The 16,256-nt window shown below is 67.5% G+C and carries 14 protein-coding genes and 1 pseudogene; 8 read left to right on the top strand and 7 right to left on the bottom strand.

Going from position 1 to position 16,256, the window contains the following annotated elements; genetic code table 11:
• Nucleotides 1-168: 168 nt before the first annotated feature.
• Entirely contained in the window at nt 169-426 is a 258-nt protein-coding gene (locus tag KHN96_RS01940; RefSeq protein WP_045219451.1) for a hypothetical protein, read from the top strand.
• A gap of 18 nt (nt 427-444) precedes the next feature.
• On the opposite strand, the gene KHN96_RS01935 is transcribed toward KHN96_RS01940, so the two are convergent.
• The 3 genes from KHN96_RS01935 to KHN96_RS01925 all read right to left on the bottom strand — a co-directional run bounded on the left by KHN96_RS01935 (nt 445) and on the right by KHN96_RS01925 (nt 2,576).
• Nucleotides 445-1,266, bottom strand: coding sequence for a siderophore-interacting protein (locus tag KHN96_RS01935; protein WP_045219453.1), 822 nt, complete (start codon nt 1,264-1,266; stop codon nt 445-447).
• A gap of 27 nt (nt 1,267-1,293) precedes the next feature.
• On the bottom strand, nt 1,294-1,962 hold the full coding sequence (locus KHN96_RS01930; RefSeq protein WP_045219455.1) for a PadR family transcriptional regulator: 669 nt from the start codon (nt 1,960-1,962) through the stop codon (nt 1,294-1,296).
• A 107-nt stretch (nt 1,963-2,069) separates the two neighbouring features.
• Entirely contained in the window at nt 2,070-2,576 is a 507-nt protein-coding gene (locus tag KHN96_RS01925; protein WP_045219457.1) for a MarR family winged helix-turn-helix transcriptional regulator, read from the bottom strand.
• A gap of 79 nt (nt 2,577-2,655) precedes the next feature.
• Here KHN96_RS01925 and KHN96_RS01920 point away from each other — a divergent pair, with 79 nt between their 5' ends.
• Genes KHN96_RS01920 through KHN96_RS01910 form a run of 3 tightly spaced genes read left to right on the top strand, consistent with a single transcriptional unit; the run spans nt 2,656 to nt 4,228 of the window.
• The gene (locus KHN96_RS01920; protein WP_062738764.1) at nt 2,656-3,150 is read left to right on the top strand and encodes a carboxymuconolactone decarboxylase family protein; all 495 of its coding nucleotides are present in this window, start codon (nt 2,656-2,658) and stop codon (nt 3,148-3,150) included.
• Nucleotides 3,147-3,608, top strand: a complete 462-nt coding sequence (locus KHN96_RS01915; RefSeq protein WP_045219461.1) for a GNAT family N-acetyltransferase — start codon at nt 3,147-3,149, stop codon at nt 3,606-3,608. The genes KHN96_RS01920 and KHN96_RS01915 overlap by 4 nt, the downstream gene beginning before the upstream one ends.
• Nucleotides 3,605-4,228, top strand: a complete 624-nt coding sequence (locus KHN96_RS01910; protein ID WP_062738765.1) for an FMN-dependent NADH-azoreductase — start codon at nt 3,605-3,607, stop codon at nt 4,226-4,228. The genes KHN96_RS01915 and KHN96_RS01910 overlap by 4 nt, the downstream gene beginning before the upstream one ends.
• A 7-nt stretch (nt 4,229-4,235) precedes the next feature.
• On the opposite strand, the gene KHN96_RS01905 is transcribed toward KHN96_RS01910, so the two are convergent.
• Nucleotides 4,236-5,837 (bottom strand): hypothetical protein, encoded by a 1,602-nt coding sequence (locus tag KHN96_RS01905; protein ID WP_062738766.1) that lies wholly within the window; start codon nt 5,835-5,837, stop codon nt 4,236-4,238.
• Between the two features lie 183 nt (nt 5,838-6,020).
• Here KHN96_RS01905 and KHN96_RS01900 point away from each other — a divergent pair, with 183 nt between their 5' ends.
• Nucleotides 6,021-6,836 (top strand): OXA-60 family carbapenem-hydrolyzing class D beta-lactamase OXA-444, encoded by an 816-nt coding sequence (locus KHN96_RS01900; RefSeq protein WP_045219469.1) that lies wholly within the window; start codon nt 6,021-6,023, stop codon nt 6,834-6,836.
• 177 nt (nt 6,837-7,013) lie between these two features.
• The gene (locus KHN96_RS01895) at nt 7,014-7,436 is read left to right on the top strand and encodes a hypothetical protein (RefSeq protein ID WP_238587573.1); all 423 of its coding nucleotides are present in this window, start codon (nt 7,014-7,016) and stop codon (nt 7,434-7,436) included.
• A gap of 56 nt (nt 7,437-7,492) precedes the next feature.
• Here the strand turns inward: KHN96_RS01895 and KHN96_RS01890 are convergent, their stop codons facing one another.
• Nucleotides 7,493-9,106, bottom strand: a complete 1,614-nt coding sequence (locus tag KHN96_RS01890) for an OpgD/OpgG family glucan biosynthesis protein (protein ID WP_062738768.1) — start codon at nt 9,104-9,106, stop codon at nt 7,493-7,495.
• A 39-nt stretch (nt 9,107-9,145) separates the two neighbouring features.
• Here KHN96_RS01890 and KHN96_RS01885 point away from each other — a divergent pair.
• A pseudogene (locus KHN96_RS01885) lies at nt 9,146-10,366 on the top strand (serine hydrolase domain-containing protein); the annotation flags it as partial.
• Nucleotides 10,367-10,471: 105 nt separating this feature from the next.
• Here KHN96_RS01885 and KHN96_RS01880 read toward each other — a convergent pair.
• Together KHN96_RS01880 and KHN96_RS01875 are read right to left on the bottom strand one after the other, a co-directional pair.
• Complete coding sequence (locus KHN96_RS01880; RefSeq protein WP_045219477.1) at nt 10,472-10,942, bottom strand: cyanophycin metabolism-associated DUF1854 family protein; 471 nt, start codon at nt 10,940-10,942, stop codon at nt 10,472-10,474.
• Nucleotides 10,943-10,983: 41 nt separating this feature from the next.
• Nucleotides 10,984-13,281, bottom strand: coding sequence for a cyanophycin metabolism-associated ABC transporter (locus KHN96_RS01875; protein ID WP_062738769.1), 2,298 nt, complete (start codon nt 13,279-13,281; stop codon nt 10,984-10,986).
• Between the two features lie 293 nt (nt 13,282-13,574).
• On the opposite strand from KHN96_RS01875, the gene cphA reads away from it, so the two are divergent.
• Complete coding sequence (gene cphA / locus KHN96_RS01870; protein ID WP_045219481.1) at nt 13,575-16,235, top strand: cyanophycin synthetase; 2,661 nt, start codon at nt 13,575-13,577, stop codon at nt 16,233-16,235.
• The last annotated feature ends 21 nt before the right edge of the window (nt 16,236-16,256 follow it).

Below are 16,256 nucleotides of genomic sequence, written 5' to 3'. Positions count from 1 at the left end.
AATGGGATGTCCTCCCTTGCAACGGCACACTGCCGCTGCCCTAAAGGTGGCGGCGGCGACGCAGTTTGACCTGGATCAAGTACATGCGCACTCACCTGAAACGGGCACGGCCGTTGCTATGAAAAAACCGCGATGCGCCCGTCAAGGCGCGGGGAATGGAGGAACGAGGTGAACAAGATTTCCGGGGACGTCGAGATCGTCCCGCGCGTGACGCCGGCCGGTGTGCGCGGCTGGGAGGCACGTATCGACGTGGTGTTTCGCAGCGCGGAGGGCCAGTCGCTGACAGGTTCGCAGCCCGTGCGCCCGGGCTGCACGTTCGGTTCGCCGCGCGAGGCGATGGACGCGGCGCTGCTGCACGGTCAGCGGCTGCTGCGCGAGTGGGTCATCGGCGTGGCGCCAAACCCGGGCGCAAAAGCCGCGACCTGAAGGCGCGGCCGGTACGCGTCAGCGTGCTTCCTGCGCCTTGCGTTCTTCGCGCGACAGGCCCGCCGTCCAGTATCCCTTGGCGTCGATGACCTCGCGCGGCACGGCCCACGCGCCTTCCAGCAGCGTGCGCACCTGTTTGAGCAACGACGATTCGCCGGCCAGGAACACCTGCGGCGTGCCGGCAGGCATGGGCTGCGCCGTCAGTGCGCCGACCATCATGGCGCCCGCATGCGCGGTGTCGCTTTCCACCCAATGGATGTTGCGGCTGCGCGGGTGTGCCGCGAAGGGGCCGTCCAGTGGCAACCGTGCGCGGGCGTCGCCGATGGCGATGTAGGTCTGCACCTGCGCCGGTTCGGGCAGGTGCTCCAGGATGGCGAAGATGGCCGGCAGGGCGGTTTCGTCGCCGATCAGCAATGTCCACGGCGCGCTCGGGTCGGCAACGAACCCGCGTTTGGGGCCGGCAAACTCGACTTCGTCGCCGGGTGCCGCGCGCTCGAGCCAGCGCGCGGCGGGGCCGTGCCGTGCGACCGGTGTCTCGTCATGCACCACGAAATCGATGTCGAGTTCACCGCGCTCGGCGTGATAGTGGCGCACGGTGTAGGCGCGCCCGAGCGTGCGCGTCGCGCCGGCTGTGCCCTGCGGAAACATCAGCTTGATCGCCGCGCCCGGCGGGGCATTGGCGAGATCTGCAAGCTCGGTGGGGTGTGTGCCGGTAAAGACGACGCGCCGCATGCGTGGCGACAGCGTGTGGATGGCGCGAACGCGCATGCGGCGCGTGGCGGGCGGAGTGGAACTGAGCAGCTGCGACATGAGACCTTGTGTGCGATAGAAGGCAAACATAGATGGCTGCGGAAAAGGAAGGGCGGCTTAGCGCTCTCCGGTGATTTCCTTGAGGGCGCGTAGCAGGATGTCGGCCACGCGCTGCTGTTCTTCGCGCGAGGCGAAGCGTTTTTCCATGAGCGCAAACTTCAGGCGCCAGCGCGCGGTGCGCAGCGGGTCGTGGCCCGCGTCGGCCCATTCGGCCGCATTGTCGGTTTCGCGGTCGAAGGCCATGGCCTCGTTCATGCGCTTGACGCGTTCGCCCATGGCGCGCAACTGCGCCAGGATGGCGTCGGCACTGTGCTGCCGCTCGGCCAGCCACGCCTCTCCTTCGGGCGTGATGCCGTAGCGCTTCTTGTTACCCTCGGCGGTGACCGACGCAAAGCCGTGGTCTTCCAGGTACGACAGCGCCGGGTAGACCATGCCGGGGCTCGGCGTATAGAAACCGAGCGAATGCTCTTCGACGGCCTTGATCAGTTCGTAGCCATGGCGCGGCGCGTCCTTGAGCAGCGCCAGCAGCACGAGCTGCAGGTCGGCCGAACTCAATCGGCGGCCACGCCAGGGACTGCCGCCCTCATCATCGCCTTCACCATAGCCGCCGGGGCCGCCGAAGCCGCCCATGCCACGCCCGAAACCGCCGCGGCCATGACCGTGGCGACCCATCATGAAATGCTTTTCCAGCCACAGCTTGTGGTGGCGTCCGAACCATCCGTGCATCGTCGCTCTCCTGCAGTACATCATCAGATATATCGTAAGATACATCGGATGATAGTGGCCGCCCTGCAGAAGTCAAGGGCGATGACAGAAAAAAAAACGGAGCCCGCCTAGTCGTTGTCGCCGCCCAGCATGGCCACATGCACGAGCCAGCGCCGTACGACCTGTTCTTCTTCGGGTGAAAAGCCCGCCAGCAGTTCCCGTTCGATGCCGCCTGAGCGCTTGCGGCACGCGTCCAGCAGCGCGAGGCCTTCCGGTGTGACGTCGATGTGCTGGATGCGGCCGTGTACCGCGTGCGGCCGCCGCGCGATGGCGCCGCTGCGTTCCAGGTTGGCGACGATCACGCTCACCGTCTGCGGCGTGAGCAGCGCCAGGCGGGCGAGGTCGGCGTTGGAGATGCCGGGGTACGCGCGGATCATCGTCAGCACCAGGAATTGCGGGAGCGTCACGCCGACGTCAGCCATGGCGCGCTCCATGCGCAGGCGATGTGCCGCGCTGGCCTGCCGCAGCAGATAGCCAAGATAGCCTTGCTCGCCGCGCTTGCCCTGGCCAAGCGGGGGGATGGCGGGGGAAGAGGTGTCGTTGCCCACGTTGGCGGAGGTGGTGCGCTTGCCCATGATGTCAGAGTTCGAATAAGATGTTCGAGCACTGATATTACCACCAACGCTCCAATCAACCCTCAACCAGGAGTCAGGCATGGAAGATCTCTCTCCCCGCATGAATTACGCCGAGTTTGTCGACACCGCCGTCGGCGTGGCGCCGGCATTGCAGGCGCTGGGCAAGGCGGTGGACGCGTCGGGTCTGGAGAAACCGCTGACGGAGCTCGTCAAGCTGCGCGCCTCGCAAATCAACGGCTGCGCGTTCTGCGTGCAGTTCCACCTGAACCTCGCGCGCAAGCTCGGCGTGGCTTCGGCCAAGCTGGACCTGGCGGCCGTGTGGCGCGATACGCCAGCGGTCTTCACGCCGCGCGAGCGTGCCGCGCTGGCCTGGACGGAAGCGCTGACCACGCTGGCCAGGGCGGCCGACCATGGCGTGGAAGACCACGAATACGAAGCCGTGCGCCAGCATTTCTCCCGGATGGAGGTCGCCTTCCTCACGGCGGCCATCGCCAACATCCAGGCGTGGAACCGCATCGCCATTGCGATGCGCTTTGCGCCGCAGGTGCCGGCCCCCGCGCCGGCCGAGGCATGACCATGGAAGCCATCCGCCCCGTTGAAGGCGAAGCGGCGGTGCGCGCCTGCTTTGCCGTCATGCACCAGCTGCGGCCGCACCTGGCTGACGCCGATGAACTCGTCGCGCGCTGGCGCCGCCAGGTGGAAGACGGCTATCGCCTCATCGCCGTCTGGCGCGGCGGTGAGCCTGTCGCCTTGGCTGGCTACCGGCTGCAGGAGAACCTCGTCTACGGGCCATTCCTGTATGTCGACGATCTGGTGACCGACAACCGCCTGCGCAGCAGCGGCCTCGGCAACGTGCTGATGGACCACCTCAAGGCCGAGGCAGCGCGCATGGGCTGCACGCGGCTCGTGCTGGACACGCCGCTGTCCAACGTGCTCGGGCACCGCTTCTATTATCGAAACGGCCTGCTGGCCGGTGCCTTGCGCTTCGGATTCAACACCGGCGTCAAGGCGCAGTTCGGAGGCATGCAATGACGACGCTGCTGCATGTGGCAGTGAGCCCGCGCGAAGCACGCTCGCACAGCCGGCGCGGCGCGCAACTCGTGCTCGGGCAGCTCGCCGAGGCGGCCAGCGGCCTGCGCATCATCGAGCGCGACCTGGCTGCGACGCCGCTGCCGCATCCCGATGCCGGCTTCGTCGAGGCCAGCCTCATGCCCGACGCCAACCGCACCGACGCCCATCGCGCGGAACTGGTCCTGTCTGAAACGCTGATCGCCGAACTCGAAGCGGCCGATGCGGTACTGATCTCCACGCCGGTGCACAACTACACCGTGCCGTCGGTGCTCAAGGCGTGGATCGACCTCGTGGTGCGGCCCGGACGTACGTTCCGCGGCTCGCCGCAAGGGAAGGTCGGCATGCTGGCGGACCGCCCCGTGCTCGTGGTGTCGGCATCGGGCGGCAACTTTGACGGCGCCCACGCCCAGACCGACTTCCTGATGCCATATCTGCGCTATGTGTTTGCGACCATGGGCATCCGGCAGGTGGAAGGGATACGGCTGCAGAACATGGGCCGGCCCGACGTTGCCCCGCACGCATTCGATCGTTTTCGCCAAGAGCTGGCGGACCGGCTGCTGCTGATGCCGCTGGTGGCCTGAGGCGTCTTCATGTGGAGCCGGTGCACGTTCGGCATGCGAGCCCCTTGAGCGCCTGCACGAAGTAAGCCCGATCGTGCGGCGCGAGATCCAGCATCGCTTGCGACAGGCGATCCATGGCGGTGCGGGCGGCAACGTGGTCGCCATCGGCATGGGCAAACCATGCCAGTTCCAGCAGCAGCCCGCTGACTTGCACATGGCCATAGCGGTGCCGGCCGCTGTCATGCTCGCGCAGGCGCAGCGCGGCCACGTCGGTCCAGCGCGGCGGCCAGTAGCGCGTGTCGAAGGCTTCGGCAAACGGGCCAGCCTGCGTGCGGAGGTCGGCGAGTGTCAGCGGGGCGTCACGCGCGTCTGCACGGGCGATGCGCATCAGCGCGATGGCATTCCACGCCGATTGCAGCGGCCCGCCGTTGCGCAACGCCTGCCACTCGCTCATCGCGAGCCAGCGCACGGCATCGACCGTTCCGTCGGCGTCGGGGGCGGGGCTTAGCGCGTCCCGCAGCAGCCAGCACGTCATGCCGAGGTTGGCGGCGACCTGCTGTACGGCATCTGCCGCCTGGCTCTCGAGCGCGGCGGCCAGCGCGGTCTCGAACTGCGCGACGATGCGCTGCGCAGCCTGGGTTTGCGCGGCCGGGGCAATGCTGCCGGCTTCGGCGTAGAGCAGGCGGGCGCGCTCGATCAGGGCGCTCAGGTTGTTCCACTCAAAGCGGATCTGCGGGTGATAGCGCAGCAAGCTGCGACCGGGCTCGGCTTCTGCCAGCCGGGCCAACAGGCCGGCAGCGAGGTCGAGGTCGCGACGGTCATACGCGCACCATGCGGTGACGATGCGCTCCATGGCCGCGAGGTAGTCGTTGCCCAGCACGTGGCGCTGGCGGCGGTGCGCGCGCAACTGCGAGAGCAGGGCGCTGGCACGGGTGGAATCCCCCAGGCGGCGCGCGGCCATTGCCTCGCCGAGGGTGACGAGGGCGCGCTGGAAGTCGTTGTCGGCGGCATCGCTGGCGTGGCGCAACGCGAGCAGGGCGCCGCCGCGCTCGGTGTCGGACGCCGTTGCACCGGCACCGAGCGCATGCAGCAGGCGGCCCTCGCGCATGGCGTGGCGCGCCGTCAGGAAGGCGTGCCAGAACGCCGGGTTGGGCGTGCCCGCCGCCGGGCCGGACAACACGCTGGGGTGGGCGTCTGCGAGGTGGTCCGCGCCGCCCTCCGGTACCGTGATGCCGAGGAATGCGCGTATGTCGGCATCGTCGGCAATCCGCCCTTCGACGAGGCACAGCACGCGGGCCGCATCTTCGGGCGTGAGCCAGAACGGGCCCTGACTGCGCTTGTCGGCGTTGAGAAAGCGCGGCTCGCGGTCGCGCTGTTCGCCCCAGCCGGCCTGGATTCCCCAGTTCTGCCAGTCGCGGAATGCGCGGCTGATCATCATGCGCTGCGTGCTGGCGTCCGATACGGCGCCGCGCAGGTCGGCCAGGCGCACCACGGGCTGCTCCGGCGACAGCCGATGTGCATACGCCAGCCGCACCAGCAGCCACAGGCTCTGGAACGGCGCACGCCGCCCGTCGACGGTTTGCGGGGTGGTCAGTTCGACATGGAGGGAGGGCAAGGTGGGCGGCGTCATGCACAGGCCAGGCGAAGCAGAACGGGGTGTCATTGTGCGCCATGCCCGCCGTTACAGGCGTTACGCGCGTGACGTGCCGCGTGCGTCGCGCGCTGGCCAGCGCGCCGTGCACTCCCTACGATGCGCAGCGCCGGTACGGTCGAGACTGCCGGCAGCCACCCACAACGTTCAAGGAGTCATTGCATGTTCTCTCGTTGGTCGAAACCTCTCGTGCTTGCCGCCACGGTGTGCGCCATGGCGATGAGCGCCGCCACCGCCCACGCCGAACTCATCGTGCGCAACGATCTCAAGCGCGTGTTCGACGAGGCCGGCGTCTCCGGTACCTTCGTCCTGATGGATATCAGCGCCGACCGCACCTACGTCGTTGACCCGGCCCGCGCCGCGCGGCGCATTCATCCGGCCTCAACTTTCAAGATCCCGAACAGCCTCATCGCCTTCGACACGGGCGCGGTGCGTGACGATCATGAAGTGCTGCCATACGGCGGCAAGCCGCAGCCCTACAAGCAGTGGGAGCACGACATGGCGCTGCCCGAGGCGATCCGCCTGTCGGCCGTGCCGATCTACCAGGAAGTGGCGCGCCGCGTCGGCTTGGAGCGCATGCAGGCGTATGTCGATGCGTTCGACTATGGCAATCGCCAGCTTGGCAGCGTGATCGACCAGTTCTGGCTGCGCGGTCCGCTCGAAATCTCGGCGCTTGAAGAGGCGCGCTTCACCAGCCGCATGGCGCTCAAGCAGTTGCCGGTGAAGCCGCGCACGTGGGACATGGTTCACCGCATGCTGCTGATCGAGCAGCAAGGGGATGCCGCGCTGTACGCCAAGACCGGCGTCGCCACGGAATACCAGCCGGAGATCGGCTGGTGGGTCGGCTGGGTCGAGCGTGCCGGACGCGTCTATGCCTTTGCGCTGAACATCGACATGCCGCGCGAGGGCGACATGGCCAAGCGCATTCCGCTGGGCAAGCAGTTGATGCAGGCGCTGGACGTGTGGCCGGTACTCTGAGACGCGCTCTCCGTCCGACCCGCAATCCGGGATGCCCACAATCCCCACTGGGATGGAATCCCGAGGACGATGAAAATCGTCAAAAACTATTGAGGCAGTCGCCTGCAAGACGGGCAGACGCCACACATCGCCCAAGGGTCGGGCATCGGGGGTCTTATGTTGAGGGAGTGCAAGGCAATGGCCGTCGCCACGGTGACGGCCATCGGAGCGGGCAGCGCGCTTGCCGGCGGCAGCCAGGACGGCGTGATCTACTTCACGGGGGCCATCGTCGAGGCCGGGTTCCGCGTGCAGCCTGCGCTGCAGGCGACGGGCGCGGGCGAGGCGCTACGGGCGCGTTCGTCTGCGTCCGGCGATCGGGTGGTGCTGGACTTGCACTCGGCGGCGGTGCGGGTGGTGCCGGTCGACGTGTCGGTGCAAGCGCGGGCGGCATCGTCGCTCAGGCCTTTGCGGGTGGGCGACGCGCGAGACAAGCCAGACGTCCTGGTCGAATACGGCGGCTTCAAGGCCACCTTGCTGACGGCAAACAACGGCACGCTCACCGTGTCGCGCGCGCGGGGGGCGGAACCGGCGCTGGCGGTGGTGACGCTGTCCTACCAGTAACAAGAACAAACCAGGCGGGAACGTCCCGCCTTGTTTGGTGACCGCGGTGGCGGCGACTACGCCGCCACCGGCCCCACCGGTGACTGGAACGGGTGATATTGGTACAACCACGTCTCGGACAGCGGCTTGCCGTCGACACGCAGGAACAGACGCATGTCCACGGGCTCCTTGCCGTCGACCGTGAGGTCGAACTGTGCGCGCCAGTGGCCCGGCACGCCGTTCGGCACTGCTTCGGTAAACACGTACGAGAACGTGCCGCGCGAGGTGCTCAGCACCGCCTCCGGCTTCACGCCGAACGGCAGCTTTTCCAGCGGGCCGCCCTTGAACTCCACCATGAACTTGCGCACCCCGCGCGGACGCGGCTGGCCAGGCTGGCCGCCGTTGCCCAGGCGCGTGGCCACGCAGCGTGCCAGTTGCGTCGGGTACGGCTCATCGGCCAGCCAGTGCAGGCGGTACCGCAAGCGGTACTGGTTGCCCGCGCGCGCCGGCGCCTTCGGCACCCACATGGCGACGATGTTGTCGTGGATTTCGTCGTCGGTCGGGATCTCGACCAGCTGCACGGCACCTTCGCCCCAGCCCTCCAGCGGTTCCACCCACAGGCTCGGGCGGCGCTCGTAGTGCACGCCGTCCTGGTAGTTGTTGAAGTCGCGGTCCCGCTGGAGCAGGCCGAAGCCGCGCGGGTTGTTGTCGCCAAAGGCAGACGCCATCGTGCGCGGCGGATCGTTCAGCGGGCGCCAGATGCGTTCGCCGTTGCCGGTCCAGAGGGCCAGGCCGTCGGAGTCGTGCACTTCCGGGCGCCAGTCGGTGGCGGTGCCCTTGGCGGTTTCCGAGAACCAGTACATCGACGTGGCCGGTGCGATGCCGAAGCGCTCGACGTCCTTGCGCAGGAACAGCGCGGTATCGATGTCCATTACCACGCCCTTCGTGCGGTGCATCACGAAGCGGTACGCACCCGTGATGCTCGGGCCGTCGAGCAGCGTGTAGATCGTCACGGAATCAGCGTGGTTGTCTGCCGGCGTGTCGAACCACACGTGCGTGAAATTGGGAAACTCCTCCGGCTTGCCGGCCTGCGCCACGTCGATCGCGATGCCGCGTGCGGAAAGTCCGTACTGATACAGCTCGCCGATGGCGCGGAAGTACGACGCGCCCAGGAAGGCGACCCAGTCGTTCTTCTTCCAGTCGAGTTTTTTCTGGTCGCCCAGGCGGCTTTCCTGGAAGCGGAAACCGGCAAAGCCGCTGCCGCGCGGCAGTTTGCGCGCAGGGCTGTCGGCGGGCATGTCGAAGTACGACTCGTCGTAGACGATTTCGCGCGCGGCGCCTTTTTCGACCACGTGCATGCGCACCGGCGCGCGGAAAAACGTGCCGAGGTGGAAGAACGTCACCGGAAACTGGCCGGGGCCGTCGGCAAAGAGCGCATGCGCGGTGTCGAACTTGATCTTGCCGTGCGCCTCGTAGTCTATCTTCGACAGGATGTCGGCCGGTGCGGTGGGAGGCGGCGCGTACGGCTGGCCCGCCATTGCGCGGGCGCGCTCGATCAGGGAATCAAAAGAAAATGGTGCGGCATCGCCCAGTTTGACGCGGCTGGCCGCCAGGGCTTCGGGCGTGATGCCGAGCGCGGCGAGCGTGGCGGTGAGCGAAGCGGAGGCAAGAAGAGTTCGACGCGTGACCATAGGTGCCTATGACATAACTTGGAATCGGAACAGTCCGACATGGTAACGCGCGGCAGGGTTCCGCCGCGCCATGCGAACGGCGGAGGGTCCGGGGGCCGATGCACCCGGAATTCGACCGCTCGTCGCAATCTGGACGGCGCGGAGCCCCTGGTGGTGGATACTTCGGATCACATTGACGCATGGGGGGGGGTGGCGATGATCCGGAGAGGACTTTGCGCGCGCGGCGTGCTCCTGCTCGCATTGGCTTGCGCTGCGCGCACGGCCGGCGCCGCAGCGCCATGCGATGCCCCCGCGCCGTTGGCCGACGGCTGGCAGATCGCGGCCAGCCCCGGCGCTGCCGGCTTCGATGCCGACCGGCTCTGCACCGTACTGCGCGAAGTGGCCGGCGGCGACGTCAACTTCCACAGCCTGCTCGTCGTGCGCGGCGGCCGATTGGTTGCCGAACTGTACCGGACGGGCAAGGACGAGCGCGTCAAGGATCTGTTCCGCACCACGCGCACCTTTGACGCAAACACGCTCCACGACATCCGGTCGATCAGCAAATCGGTGACGAGCCTGTTGTGGGGCATCGCGCAGGGGCAGGGCAGGGTGCCGCCGCCCGATACGCCCGCGCTGCCGCTGTTTCCCGAACTGGCTCGCGACATGCCCAAGCTGAACCGCGACGGCCGCGAGGGCATCACGCTCGGGCAGATGCTGTCCATGTCGAGCGGCCTGGCGTGGAACGAATGGCGCGCCACGAGCGTGTTCAACAATGACGAGTTCGGGCTGTTCTGGCACACCTCCCAGGTGCGCTATGTATTCGACCGCCCCATGGCGGCCGCGGCCGGCACGCAGTTCAATTACAACGGCGGCAATACCGCGGTGCTTGCGCATTTGCTTGCACAGCGCGTGGGCATGCCGTTGCCGGAGTACGCGCGCCAGCAGCTCTTCGAGCCGCTGGGCATCACCGACTGGGAATGGGTGGACGACTACCGCGGCCGTGCGCTGGCATTTGCCGGCCTGCGCTTGCGCCCGCGCGACCTCGCGCGCATCGGCCAGCTCGTGCTGCAGCATGGCGAATGGCGTGGCCGGCAGGTGGTTCCGGCCGATTGGATTGCCGAATCCACACGCCCGCACGTCGACACGGGCATCGCACCGAACCTGCGATACGGCTACCAGTGGTGGCTCGGCGCTGTGCCCGTGAAGGGCACGGAGCACGCGTGGATCGGCGGCATCGGCAATGGCGGACAGCGCCTGTGGGTCATCCCCGCGCTGGACATGGTCGTCGTTACCACCGCGGGCGATTACAACGAGCGTGCGATCGGCACGCAGGCCGAAACGTTGCTCAAAAGCGTGGTGGCCGCACTGGCGCCCGCGCGCAGCGGTTCAGAGGAAGCGGTCGAGGATCTTGCGGCTGTGCTTGTCGAGCGCGAAATGGTCGCGGATCAGGTAGTGGATCCCGTGGCTGTCAGATATCAACAGCGTGGTGCCGCTCAGGCGGCGGATGTCTTCTTCGCCGCGCAGCACGAGATCGGTGTGGCCGCGATCGGTCTGCACTGTCCACGTGCTCGGGGTGGCGTAGGTCGATACGCCGACGATCTTGCGGATCTCGGGCATGAATTCGCGCGCGGCGAGTTCCGCCTCGATCAGCGCGCGCATGGCGGCGGGCAGGGTGTCGAGGTTGGCGATCCAGGCCAGTTCCTTGCCGTCGGCGCTCATCAGGCTCAGGCCCTCGCCGGCGGCGGAGATCGGGAAGGCGCGCACGGGCACCACGCCCGCATGCGAGGTGCCGTCGACCAGCGTCATGACGAGCTTGCCGAGGCTGTTGCGGCTGAGGGTGAAATCGGGCGTTTGCATCGCACTGTCCGGAGAAGAGGTTGGCTGCGCGCGCACGTCGGTCAGGCCGGCTCGGCGGCGTCCACGCGCTCGCCGTCGCTCGTCATGTCGGTGTCGGCATCGACGTTGCGCGCCTGCGCCTGGTAGAGCCTGAAGTACGCGCCTTCGCGTGCGAGCAACTCGTCGTGGCTGCCGACTTCGACGATCTGGCCGCGGTCCATGACGACCAGGCGATCTGCCTTGCGCAGCGTCGACAGCCGGTGCGCGATGGCGATCGTCGTGCGGCCCTGCACGAGGTTGTCGAGCGCCTTCTGGATTTCCTTCTCGGTGGTCGTGTCCACCGAAGACGTGGCCTCGTCCATGATCAGGATGCGCGGGTTGATGAGCAGCGCCCGCGCAATCGAGATGCGCTGGCGCTCCCCGCCCGACAGTGCCTGGCCGCGCTCGCCCACCAGGGAGTCGTAGCCGTGCGGCAGGCGCAGGATGAACTCGTGCGCATGCGCGGCGCGCGCGGCGGCGATGATCTCCTCGCGCGTGGCATCGGGCTTGCCGTAGGCGATGTTGTCGGCAATCGTGCCGAAGAACAGGAACGGCTCCTGCAGCACGAGGCCGATGTTGCGGCGGAATTCCGAAATGGGCAGCGAGCGGATGTCGACGCCGTCCACGCGGATCGCACCTTCGGACACGTCGTAGAACCGGCAGATGAGGTTGACCAGCGTGCTCTTGCCCGACCCGCTGTGTCCCACCAGGCCGATCATCTCGCCCGGCCGGATCGACAGGTTCAGGCCGCGGATGACCGCGCGGTTGCCGTAGCGGAAGCCCAGGTCGCGCAACTCGATCGCGCCGTTCACCTGCTCGATGTGCACGGGTTTGGCCGGCTCCGGCACGCTGGACACGTGGTCGAGAATGTCGAAGATGCGCTTGGCGCCCGCCGCGGCCTTCTGCGTGACCGACACGATGCGGCTCATCGAATCGAGCCGCGTATAGAACCGGCTGATATACGTCAGGAACGCCACCAGCACGCCCACGGTGATGGCGTTGTGGCTGACCTGGTAGATGCCGAAGATCCATACCACCAGCAGCCCGACCTCGGTCAGCAGCGTGACCGTGGGCGTGAACAGCGACCACACCGCATTGACGCGGTCGTTGATCGTCAGGTTGTGCTTGTTGGCTTCGCGAAACCGCGCCACTTCGCGCTTTTCCTGCGCAAACGCCTTGACCACGCGGATGCCCGGAATCGTATCGGCCAGGACGTTGGTGATCTCAGACCAGATGCGGTCGATCTTCTCGAAGCCGTGGCGCAGGCGATCGCGCACCAGGTGGATCATCCACGCGATGAAGGGCAGCGGCACCAGCGTGACGAGCGCCAGCCACGGGTCGATGGAGACGAGAATCACCGCCGTCATCGCAATCATCAGCACGTCGGTGGCGAAGTCGAGCAGGTGCAGCGACAGGAATACGCTGATGCGGTCGCTTTCGGAGCCGATGCGCGCCATCAGGTCGCCGGTGCGCTTGCCGCCGAAGTATTCGAGCGAGAGCTTGAGCAGGTGCTCGTAGGTGGTCGTGCGCAGGTCGGCGCTGATGCGCTCCGACACGCGCGCCAGCAGGTACGTGCGCGCCCACCCCAGCGCCCACGCCACCAGCGCCGCGCCGAACAGGCCCGACAGGTAGAGCGTGACCAGACCGTAGTCGACCGGCTTGCCGTTCTGATACGGGATCAGCACGTTGTCCATCAGCGGCATGGTCAGGTACGGCGGGACGAGCGTTGCGCCGGTGCCCAGCAGCAGCAGGGCGAAGCCCGCCAGCAACTCCCAGCGGTAGGGGCGCGCGAAGCGCCACAGCCGCAGCAGCGCCCAGGTGGAGGGCGGCTGCTCCAGCTCGCGGCTGCATTGCGGGCACGTGTCTTCGCCGGGCGGCAGCGGCGCCTTGCAGGTCGGGCAGACGTCGGTGTCGGGCCGCGCGGCCTGCGCGCCTTCGGTCAGCGCTGCGCGCTGGGCATCGAACGTGTCGGCCAGGCGCAAGGCTTCGGCATTGTGGCCCAGCGTATAGCGCCAGGCGGCGAGACGGCGCTGGCCGTCAGTCAGCTCCAGCGTGCCCACGCCGGCGTGGTCGGTGTGCGACAGCACCATGCCGGGCGCGATGTCCCAGCTTTGCGGGCCAGGGGCGCCGGGCGCCCGCCCGATCAGGCGGCGGTTCGTAACGACCAGCCAGCCTTGGGTAAAATGCAGCCTTTCGTCCAGATCCAGCTGCAGCCCGGCCAGGACGGCCTCTTCTGGCGCCAGACTCGTGAGCAGTTCGGCGCTCCAGGGGGCGGAAGCTGAGGCAGGAGCCAGGGTGGACGACGGGGAGGACTGGGTCATGATCGGCGCAGAGAATTCAAAAAGCGCGTCCCGACGACCCGAAAAACGGCCCAAAACGGAGAAAGGACGAACATAAATCAGAGCAAGAGTGCGGAGCCGCGCGTCTGCCGGTCCGCAAATTTTTGTTCGCAAGTATACATAGGGGAGCTGCCCGGGCGGGATTGTTGCGTTGCACAACGCGCGCCGCGCTCAAGAGGTCAACGCCGAAGCCGTTGTAACGTTATTGAAAGGTAACGGTTCGATTCCACGGGCCAATTTCACGGGCGCACCGCCCACTGCCTCAAGCAAATTTGATGAAGAAGAAGGACATTGAGATTCTCGATGTCATGTCGCTGCGCGGCCCGAATATGTGGACATATCGGCCGGTGCTCGAGGCATGGGTCGACATTGGTGAACTGGAGGATTTCCCCTCCAACACGATTCCGGGTTTCTACGAGCGCCTGTCGACGTGGCTCCCCACGCTGATCGAACACCGCTGCAGCCCCGGCGTGCGCGGCGGCTTCCTGATGCGCCTGAAGGAAGGCACGTGGCCGGGTCACATCCTCGAACACGTCACGCTGGAGCTGCAGAACCTGGCCGGCATGCCCGGCGGTTTCGGCAAGGCCCGCGAAACGCCCGTGCGCGGCGTCTACAAGGTGATCGTGCGCGCCTGGCACGAAGAGGTGACGCGCGCTGCCCTGGCGGCGGCGCGCGATCTGGTCATGGCGGCCATCGAAGACCGCCCGTATGACGTCGATGCGGCGGTCGGGCAGCTGCGCGAGATGGTCGACGAGCGCTGCCTCGGCCCGAGCACCGCCTGCATCGTCGACGCAGCGGACGACCGCAACATCCCGTCGATCCGCCTGTCGGACGGCAACCTCGTGCAGCTGGGCTACGGCGCGCGCCAGCGCCGCATCTGGACGGCGGAGACCGACCGCACCAGCGCCATTGCCGAGTCCATTTCGCGCGACAAGGATCTCACCAAGAGCCTGCTGCAATCGTGCGGCGTGCCTGTGCCCGAGGGCCGCATGGTCGACAGCGCCGAAGACGCCTGGGATGCCGCCGAAGATATCGGCGTGCCCGTGGTCGTCAAGCCGTATGACGGCAACCATGGCCGCGGCGTATTCACCAACCTGACCACGCGCGAAGAAGTGGAAACCGCCTATGCGGTAGCCATGGAAGAAGGCAGCGGCGTGATCGTCGAGCGCTTCATCCCGGGCAACGAGCACCGCCTGCTGGTGGTGGGCGGGCGTGTGGCCGCGGCGGCGATGGGCGAGACGGCGTCGGTGGTGGGCGATGGCAAGTCGACCATCGAAGAACTGATCGAATCGCAGATCAACTCCGACCCGCGCCGCGGCAGCACGGAAGACCATCCGCTGAACTTCGTGCGGCTCGATTCGGCCGCGCGCCTCGAGCTCAAGCGCCAAGGCTATGCCGATGGCAGCGCCGTGCCGCCCGCAGGTCGCAGCGTGCTCATCCAGCGCAACGGCAACGTCGCCTTCGACGTGACCGACCGCGTGCACCCGAGCGTGGCCGCGCATGCCGCGCTTGCCGCGCGCGTCGTCGGCCTGGACATCGCGGGCGTGGACCTGGTGGCCGAAGACATCTCCCGCCCACTCGACGAGCAGCGCGGCGCCATTGTGGAGGTCAACGCCGGGCCCGGGCTGCTGATGCACATCCGCCCTGCCGAGGGCACGCCGCGCCCCGTGGGCCGCGCCATCGTCGATCACCTGTTCTCAGACGAGGACGGCGTGCAGGACGACGGTCGCATTCCGGTCGTGGGCATTACTGGCACCAACGGCAAGACGGTCGTGGCGAAGATGGTCGCGCAACTGCTGCAGCTCTCCGGCAAGCACACGGGCCTGGGCTGCAGCGACGGCCTGTACCTGGATCGCCGACGCGTCGAAGCCGGTGGCCGCGGCGACCGTGCCGCGTGGGACGCCTGCCACCGCATCCTGATGAACCGTGCGGTCGAAGCCGCGGTGTTCGAAAACGATAGCGGCATGATCCTCTCGCAGGGTCTGCCGTATGACCGCTGCCAGGTCGGCGTGGTCACCAACTTCGGCAAGCCCGACCACCTGGGCGACTTCTACATCGAAGACGAAGACCGCATGTACAGCGTGCTGCGGACGCAGGTGGACGTGGTGCTCAGGAACGGCGTGGCCGTACTGAATGCAGCCGACGCGCGCCTGGTCGAGATGGCCGGGCTGTGCGACGGCGATGTGATCTTCTTCGCGCTGTCTGCCGACCTGCCGGCCCTGGCGGCGCACCGTGCGGCCGGCAAACGGGCCGTGTTCGTGCGTGACGGCAAGGTGGTGCTCGCCGCTGGCGCGACCGAGACCGCGCTGGTCGACGTGTCGGCCATTCCGCTGACATACGGCGCACGCGTGCCGTTCCAGGTGGAAAACGTGCTGGCTGCCGTGGCGACGGGCTGGGCGCTGGGCATTTCCAACGACCTGATCCGCGCCGGCATCGTCACGTTTGACGTGGGCCAGGTCGACGTGCCGGGCCGCTTCACCCTCATCCAGCACAACGGCGCCACGATCGTCGTGGACGATGCGCACAACACGTCGGCGCTCGAGGCGCTGGCGGCAGCGCTCGACAACTTCCCGGCGCAGCGGCGCACACTGGTGTTCGGCGCAGGCCTGAAGCGCCGCGACGAAGACCTGCTGGCGCAGGGCGCGGTCATCGGCAAGACGTTCGACCGCGTGCTGCTGTGTGAAGACACGAGCGTCAGGCATGACGATGCGCGCTTCGGCAGCCACGCGCGCGCGCTGCTCAAGCAAGGCCTGCAGCAAGGCGGCCGCGTCGCGGAGATCGTCGTGGAAGGCGGCGAACGACGCGAGGCGGTGGAAGCCGCGCTGTCGCAATTGAAGGCCGGCGATCTGCTGGTCCTGCAATGCGACGAATGCGCGATCGAGGGCACGGTCGAGCAAGTCCACCAGTGGATGGGCCGCGCCGAACGCGCAGCCTGAAGCCCCAAGCACAACGAAATC

This window comes from Ralstonia mannitolilytica (assembly GCF_905397375.1).
Classification (GTDB): domain Bacteria; phylum Pseudomonadota; class Gammaproteobacteria; order Burkholderiales; family Burkholderiaceae; genus Ralstonia; species Ralstonia mannitolilytica.
Note: the sequence above shows the minus strand (reverse complement) of the source record. Positions and strands in the feature narration are given on the sequence as shown.